The 6,025-nt window shown below is 71.9% G+C and carries 7 protein-coding genes; 3 read left to right on the top strand and 4 right to left on the bottom strand.

What is annotated here, in order from left to right:
* Positions 1-110 precede the first annotated feature (110 nt).
* On the bottom strand, positions 111-728 hold the full coding sequence (locus tag ACFV9Q_RS09320; protein WP_377234174.1) for a DUF3043 domain-containing protein: 618 nt from the start codon (positions 726-728) through the stop codon (positions 111-113).
* A gap of 56 nt (positions 729-784) precedes the next feature.
* Here ACFV9Q_RS09320 and ACFV9Q_RS09315 point away from each other — a divergent pair, with 56 nt between their 5' ends.
* The gene (locus ACFV9Q_RS09315; RefSeq protein WP_377232178.1) at positions 785-2,164 is read left to right on the top strand and encodes a dipeptidase; all 1,380 of its coding nucleotides are present in this window, start codon (positions 785-787) and stop codon (positions 2,162-2,164) included.
* Here ACFV9Q_RS09315 and ACFV9Q_RS09310 read toward each other — a convergent pair.
* The 3 genes from ACFV9Q_RS09310 to nadA all read right to left on the bottom strand — a co-directional run bounded on the left by ACFV9Q_RS09310 (position 2,161) and on the right by nadA (position 4,642).
* The gene (locus tag ACFV9Q_RS09310) at positions 2,161-2,706 is read right to left on the bottom strand and encodes an acyl-CoA thioesterase (protein WP_377234173.1); all 546 of its coding nucleotides are present in this window, start codon (positions 2,704-2,706) and stop codon (positions 2,161-2,163) included. The two genes, ACFV9Q_RS09315 and ACFV9Q_RS09310, sit on opposite strands and share 4 nt — an antisense overlap.
* Before the next feature lie 102 nt (positions 2,707-2,808).
* Positions 2,809-3,414 (bottom strand): DJ-1/PfpI family protein, encoded by a 606-nt coding sequence (locus ACFV9Q_RS09305; protein WP_377232176.1) that lies wholly within the window; start codon positions 3,412-3,414, stop codon positions 2,809-2,811.
* Positions 3,415-3,427: 13 nt separating this feature from the next.
* Positions 3,428-4,642: a quinolinate synthase NadA gene (nadA, locus tag ACFV9Q_RS09300; RefSeq protein WP_377232180.1), complete on the bottom strand. Its 1,215-nt coding sequence runs from the start codon at positions 4,640-4,642 to the stop codon at positions 3,428-3,430.
* Between the two features lie 41 nt (positions 4,643-4,683).
* On the opposite strand from nadA, the gene ACFV9Q_RS09295 reads away from it, so the two are divergent.
* Positions 4,684-5,283, top strand: coding sequence for a hypothetical protein (locus ACFV9Q_RS09295; RefSeq protein WP_377234172.1), 600 nt, complete (start codon positions 4,684-4,686; stop codon positions 5,281-5,283).
* Between the two features lie 162 nt (positions 5,284-5,445).
* The gene (gene erpA, locus ACFV9Q_RS09290; RefSeq protein ID WP_020014294.1) at positions 5,446-5,799 is read left to right on the top strand and encodes an iron-sulfur cluster insertion protein ErpA; all 354 of its coding nucleotides are present in this window, start codon (positions 5,446-5,448) and stop codon (positions 5,797-5,799) included.
* Positions 5,800-6,025: the final 226 nt, after the last annotated feature.

Genomic DNA, 6,025 nt, shown 5'->3' with positions numbered 1-6,025 from the left:
ACAAACAGCGCTCCACCCACTCACTCACCCCCAAGAAGCAAAAACGACTCCAAAGAGCACCACCCACCCCTCCCCCCCCCCCGCCACAGGTCTGTCGTGTCAGTCCCGGGTCACTCCGGGTAGTTGCCGCGCTTCTTGCTCATCGGCTTGGGCAGCCGCGACCGGCGCAGCTGGTAGGCGCGCGTGACCGTGTACATCAGCAGGCCGCGCGGGACCTCGCCGAACTTGGCCGTCAGACGCTTCTTCAGCGAACGCCACAGCAGCCACACGTCGACGATCGTCAGGAACAGGAACCCGTACAGGCCGAGCATCACGAAGATGCTGAGCTGCGGGTACTGCGTCGTGAAGAACGTGGCGAACAGGAAGATGAACGCGACCGGCAGGAAGAACTCGCCGAGGTTCCAGCGCGCGTCCACGAAGTCGCGCACGTACCGGCGCACCGGGCCCTTGTCCTTGGCCGGCATGTATCGCTCGTCGCCGGTCTGCATCGCCTGGTAGGAACGCTCCCGGTCGACGCGCGACTTCTCGCGCTGCGCCTTGCGCGCGGCCCGGCGGTCGTCCGGGACCAGGGGACGCTTGTTCGCGGCCTGCGCGACGTTGCGCTTGGGCGTGGGCCGGCCCTTGCCGGCGGCGCCCGACGTCGTGTCGGACGTCGGCGTCACCTCGTCCGGGGAGTCGCCCACGGGGGTCACGCCGTCTGGAGTCGAAGTCTTGCTGCGGGAGAACACCCTCCCAGCCTAATCGCTCCCGGCGGCGGCCGGTTCCGAGCCGTTAACGTGGGGCTGTGACCACCGATACCACCGCGGCCCTCCGGGCCCGCGTCACCGAGCTGTTCCCCGCCCTGCAGGCCGACCTCGAGGCGCTCGTGCGCATCCCGAGCGTCTCGGCCGCCGCGTTCGACCAGAAGCACGTGGCAGCCAGCGCCGCCGCCACGGCGCAGCTCCTGCGCGACGCCGGCCTGCCGGACGTCCAGATCCTGTCCGCCCCGCGCCCCGACGGCACGCCCGGTGCGCCCGCCGTCGTCGCGCGCCGGCCCGCGCCCGAGGGGGCGCCGACCGTGCTCCTGTACGCGCACCACGACGTGCAGCCGCCGGGCGACCCCGCGACCTGGGACACCGAGCCGTTCGAGCCCACGCAGGTGGGGGAGCGGCTCTACGGCCGGGGCGCGGCTGACGACAAGGCGGGCATCGTGGCCCACCTGGGCGCCCTGCGCACCCTCGGCCTGCCGGACGGCGCGGACCTGCCCGTGGGCGTCACGGTGTTCCTGGAGGGCGAGGAGGAGTCGGGGTCGCCGTCGTTCCGCGCGTTCCTGGAGCAGTACCGCGACCTGCTCGCGGCCGACGTCATCGTCGTGGCCGACTCCACGAACTGGAAGGTGGGCGTCCCCGCCCTCACGACGTCGCTGCGCGGCCTGGTCGACGGCGAGATCGAGCTGCGGGTCCTGGACCACGCGGTGCACTCCGGAATGTTCGGCGGTGCGGTGCTGGACGCCGTCACCCTGATGTCGCGCCTCGTGGCGACGTTCCACGACGAGGCCGGCGACGTCGCGATCGAGGGCCTGGTCACCGCGCCCGAGCCCGAGGTCGACTACTCCGAGGCCGAGTTCCGCGCCGACTCCTCGCTCCTCGACGGAGCGGAGCTCGCCGGCACGGGCACGCTGTCGGGACGGCTCTGGTCCAAGCCCGCGCTGTCCGTCATCGGCATGGACGTCACGTCCGTGGCCGAGGCGTCCAACACGATCGCGCCGCGCTGCGCCGCGAAGGTCTCGCTGCGGCTCGCGCCGGGCCAGGACCCGGTCGCGGCCGACGCCGCCCTCGCCGCCCACGTGGCCAAGCACGCGCCGTTCGGCGCGCAGGTCACGTGGCGCTCGGGCGAGCAGGGCAAGCCCTTCCTCGCCCCGGGCGACACGGCGGCGATGCGGGCCGCGCGTGCCGCCTTCTCCGAGGCGTGGGGCACCCCGCCGGTCGACGTCGGCGTGGGCGGGTCCATCCCGTTCATCGCGGACCTGCTCGAGATCTTCCCGGACGCCGCGATCCTCGTGACCGGCGTCGAGGACCCGGACTCGCGGGCGCACGGCGCGAACGAGTCGGTGCACCTCGGCGAGCTGCAGAACGTCGTGCTGGCCGAGGCGCTGCTGCTCACCAAGATCGGCGAGGGCCTCTAGCCCTTCGCGGAGGGCTCGCGCGGTGCGACATCCATCGCGCGGGCCCAGGCCGCGACGTCCTCGGGGAGCTCGGGGGAGGGCAGGTCCTGCCCGGTCGCGTCCCGGACGACGTCGAGCGCCGAGATCCGGTTGCCCTTGCGGTCCAGGAACCGGCTGGCGACGATCCCGCGGGCGCACAGCTTGTCGCCCCGCGTGAAGACCTGCTCCAGGTAGAAGACGCGCTCGTCCCAGCCGAGGATCCGGGTCGTGATCTCGAACCGCTCGAACGGCTGCAGGGAGCGCCGGTACTTGATGGTCGACGCCGCGACCACGGGGGCCCAGCCCTTCTCCTTGGCGATCGGGAACATGCCGAGGTCGGCGATCTGGTTGTTCCGCGCCACGTCCATCATCTGCAGGTACGTGCCGTTGTTGACGTGCAGGTACGAGTCGAGGTCCAGGGGTCCGACGCGCATCCGGGTGACTGACGGGTCGAGCAGGGTCTGTCCAGGGCGGGCCTTGCGCGGGAAGAGTCCGGTCCAGGTGAGCTGGAGCATGCGTGCCATGCGCCCGAGGTTATACCGGGAACCGGCAGTATCAGATACCTTGTCCGGCACTCGGCCGGGCGCTGCCCCGGACGCCGCTCCCCGTGCTGGCCGGACGCCGGATCAGGACGTGCCCGACGGCGTCGCCGGGTGCTGGATCGCGTTGCGCACCAGCCGCCCGACGGCCGGCGTCTCCAGGCGTTCGACCAGGTGCAGCGCCATGTCGATGCCGGAGGAGACACCCGCGGACGTGATCACGTCGCCGTCGTCCACGTACCGCGCCTCGGTGTCCACCAGCACGCTCGGGTCGAGCTCGGTGAGCTCGTCGTAGTGCTCGTGGTGCGTGGTGGCGGGCCGCCCCGCCAGCAGCCCGGCGGCGGCCAGCGGCAGGGCGCCGGTGCAGACGCTCGCCAGGATCGGGGTCTGCTTGCGGATCTGGCGCAGCCACTCCAGGTGCCCGGGCTCGGCCAGCAGCGGCCGCGTGCCCAGGCCGCCCGGGTAGACCAGCACGTGCAGCGGGCCCATGTCGTCCGCGCCGTGCGCGGGCAGGATCCGCAGCCCCTTGGCGAGTCGCACGCCGGCGCCGTCCCAGGAGAACGTGCTCACGGTCGGCCGGAGCTGCGAGTGGGAGCCCCACTCCGCGAAGACCTCGAAGGGCCCGACGACGTCGAGCTCCTCCGCCCCGTCGAAGACGAAGATCCCGATGCGCAGCCCGCCGTTGCCGCTCACACGCTCAGCCCGGTCAGATTCCGGGAAGGGCCAGCATCTGGTCGAGCGCCACGCGCGCCCAGTGGGCGTCGTCGGCGTCCACGACGATCCGGTTCACCATGCGTCCCTCCACGAGCGACTCCATGGCCCACACCAGGTGGGGCAGGTCGATGCGGTTCATCGTGGAGCAGAAGCACACCGTCGAGTCGAGGTAGTGCACCTGCTTGTCCGGGTGCGCGCGGGCGACCCGGCGGACCAGGTTGAGCTCCGTGCCGATGGCCCACGAGGAGCCGGGCTCGGCGGCCTCGAGCTGCTTGATGATGTACTCGGTCGAACCGACGTAGTCGGCCGCGGTGACGACCTCGTGCTTGCACTCGGGGTGCACCATCACGTTGATCCCGGGCACCGCCGCGCGGATGTCGGTGACGTTCTGCTCCGAGAAGCGGCCGTGCACCGAGCAGTGGCCGCGCCACAGGATCATCCGGGCGTCGCGCAGCTCCTGGTCGGTCAGCCCGCCGTTCGGCTTGCGCGGGTCGAAGACCACGCACTCGTCCAGCGACATCGCCAGCTCCAGCACCGCGGTGTTGCGGCCCAGGTGCTGGTCGGGCAGGAAGAGCACCTTGCCGGTGCCGTCGATTCCGCCCACCTGGTCGAACGCCCAGCGCAGCGCGACCTCCGCGTTGGAGGAGGTGCAGACGGTGCCGCCGTGGCGCCCGGTGAACGCCTTGATGGCGGCCGACGAGTTCATGTAGGTGACGGGGATCGTGGAGTCGGCGATGCCGACGTCCTGCAGCACGGCCCACGCCTCCTCGACCTGGCCGATCGCGGCCATGTCGGCCATGGAGCAGCCGGCCGCGAGGTCCGGCAGCACGACCTGCTGCGCGTCCGAGGTGAGGATGTCCGCGCTCTCGGCCATGAAGTGCACGCCGCAGAACAGGATGAACTCTGCCTCGGGACGGGCGGCCGCCTCGCGCGCGAGCTTGAAGGAGTCGCCGGTGACGTCGGCGAAGTCGATGACCTCGTCGCGCTGGTAGTGGTGGCCCAGCACGAACGCGCGGCTGCCGAGGGCGGCCCGTGCGGCGCGGGCCCGGTCCACCAGGTCCGGGTCGCTCGGTGCGGGCAGCTCGCCCGTACACTCCACGCCGCGCTCGGAGGCCAGGTCACGCCCCTGGCCGAGCAGCAGCAACGGGGACGACGCGGGCTCGGAGAAGCCGGAGTATTCAGCCAGCAGGGTGCTCACGGTCACCATCATGACACGCGGTGGTGACACCTTGACCGGACGATGCCACGATGCCTCTCGTGCACGTGCTGCTGCTTGCCGAGACCCTGCCCGACGCCGAGCGACTGGCCTCCGCGTGGCATGCCGCCGCGCCGCACGCCGGCACCGAGGCGCGGGCCGTCCGGGTGCCCGCGGCCGCCGCTGTGTCTGCTGCCGGTCCGGGGGCTGCGCCGAGCGGCGGGCCGGGCGCCGGGCACGACGACGGCGCGGGCCGCGGCGTGCTCCTGGCGGGTCCGGCGATCCCGGTGGGCCGGCCGGCCGCCGTCGGGCCGCAGGACGTGGGGCCTGCCCACCCCGGCCCGACCCCGCCCGGTCCCGCATCGTCGGCCCTGCCGCGGGCGGAGCAGGCGGCGCTGACCGATGCCGCCGCGCACGCCGACGTCGTAGTGGCGTACGTCACGCTGCTCGACGGCGAGGGGCTGCACCGGGGCGTGGTCGTGGAGGCGGCGGCCGCCGCCGCGCCGCACGCCGTCCCCGTCGTCGTGCTCACCGGACGCAGCCAGGTGAGCAGGCGGGAGTGGTCCACGGCGGGCCTCAGCGGGGTGCACGAGGTGGCGGACGACGACGTCGCGCGCGTGGCCCGGACGTGGTCGCCGGGCTGGGCCCGCTGACCGCGGAGGTGACGCCGCGCACGTGGAACGGTGATGGGCTCGGGCGAGACCTGGGCGTACGATCTGAGAACAGACCGGAACGCGGGAACAGACGGACGAGCCGATGAGTTGGCAACGTTCAAGGATCGACTACCGGTATGTCGAACACGATCGGGAGATGACATGACCGACACCACCACGGACATCGCTACCCACGGCGTCAACGTCACTGACGTCGCCGCGGGCAAGGTCCGTAGCCTGCTCGAGCAGGAGGGCCGCGACGACCTGCGCCTCCGCGTAGCGGTGCAGCCGGGTGGCTGCTCCGGGCTGATCTACCAGCTCTACTTCGACGAGCGGGTGCTCGACGGGGACGCTCTGCGCGACTACGACGGCGTCGAGGTCGTCGTGGACAAGATGAGCGTGCCGTACCTCGAGGGCGCCACGATCGACTTCAAGGACACCATCGAGCAGCAGGGCTTCACGATCGACAACCCGAACGCCGGCAGCGCATGCGCCTGCGGCGGGTCGTTCTCCTGATCGAAGCTCGCTGAGCGCAGTCTCGGCACGACGGGCCGGTCACCTCAGGGTGACCGGCCCGTCGTCGTCCCCGGTTGTCCCCGGGGCCGCACGAGCTCACTTCTCCCGAACCTCACTTCCCTTTGAGGCCCGGGTTTCTTCGCTTTGGCGCCGTCCAAAGCGAAGAAACCCGGGCCCCAAAGGGGGGGTCACGAATCAGGCGAGGGGGAAAGGGGCGGTAAAGGTG

The organism is Promicromonospora sp. NPDC059942 (assembly GCF_042731755.1).
Lineage (GTDB): Bacteria > Actinomycetota > Actinomycetes > Actinomycetales > Cellulomonadaceae > Promicromonospora.
The sequence above is the reverse complement of the archived record's forward strand: the minus strand, read 5'-3'. Positions and strand labels throughout refer to the sequence as shown.

Bases quoted from the DNA above. Each gene is read 5' to 3' on its own strand.
- ACFV9Q_RS09310 (WP_377234173.1), bottom strand. From the start codon at position 2,706: ATGGCACGCATGCTCCAGCTCACCTGGACCGGACTCTTCCCGCGCAAG.
- ACFV9Q_RS09295 (WP_377234172.1), top strand. From the start codon at position 4,684: ATGCCTCTCGTGCACGTGCTGCTGCTTGCCGAGACCCTGCCCGACGCC.
- erpA (WP_020014294.1), top strand. From the start codon at position 5,446: ATGACCGACACCACCACGGACATCGCTACCCACGGCGTCAACGTCACT.
- nadA (WP_377232180.1), bottom strand. From the start codon at position 4,642: ATGGTGACCGTGAGCACCCTGCTGGCTGAATACTCCGGCTTCTCCGAG.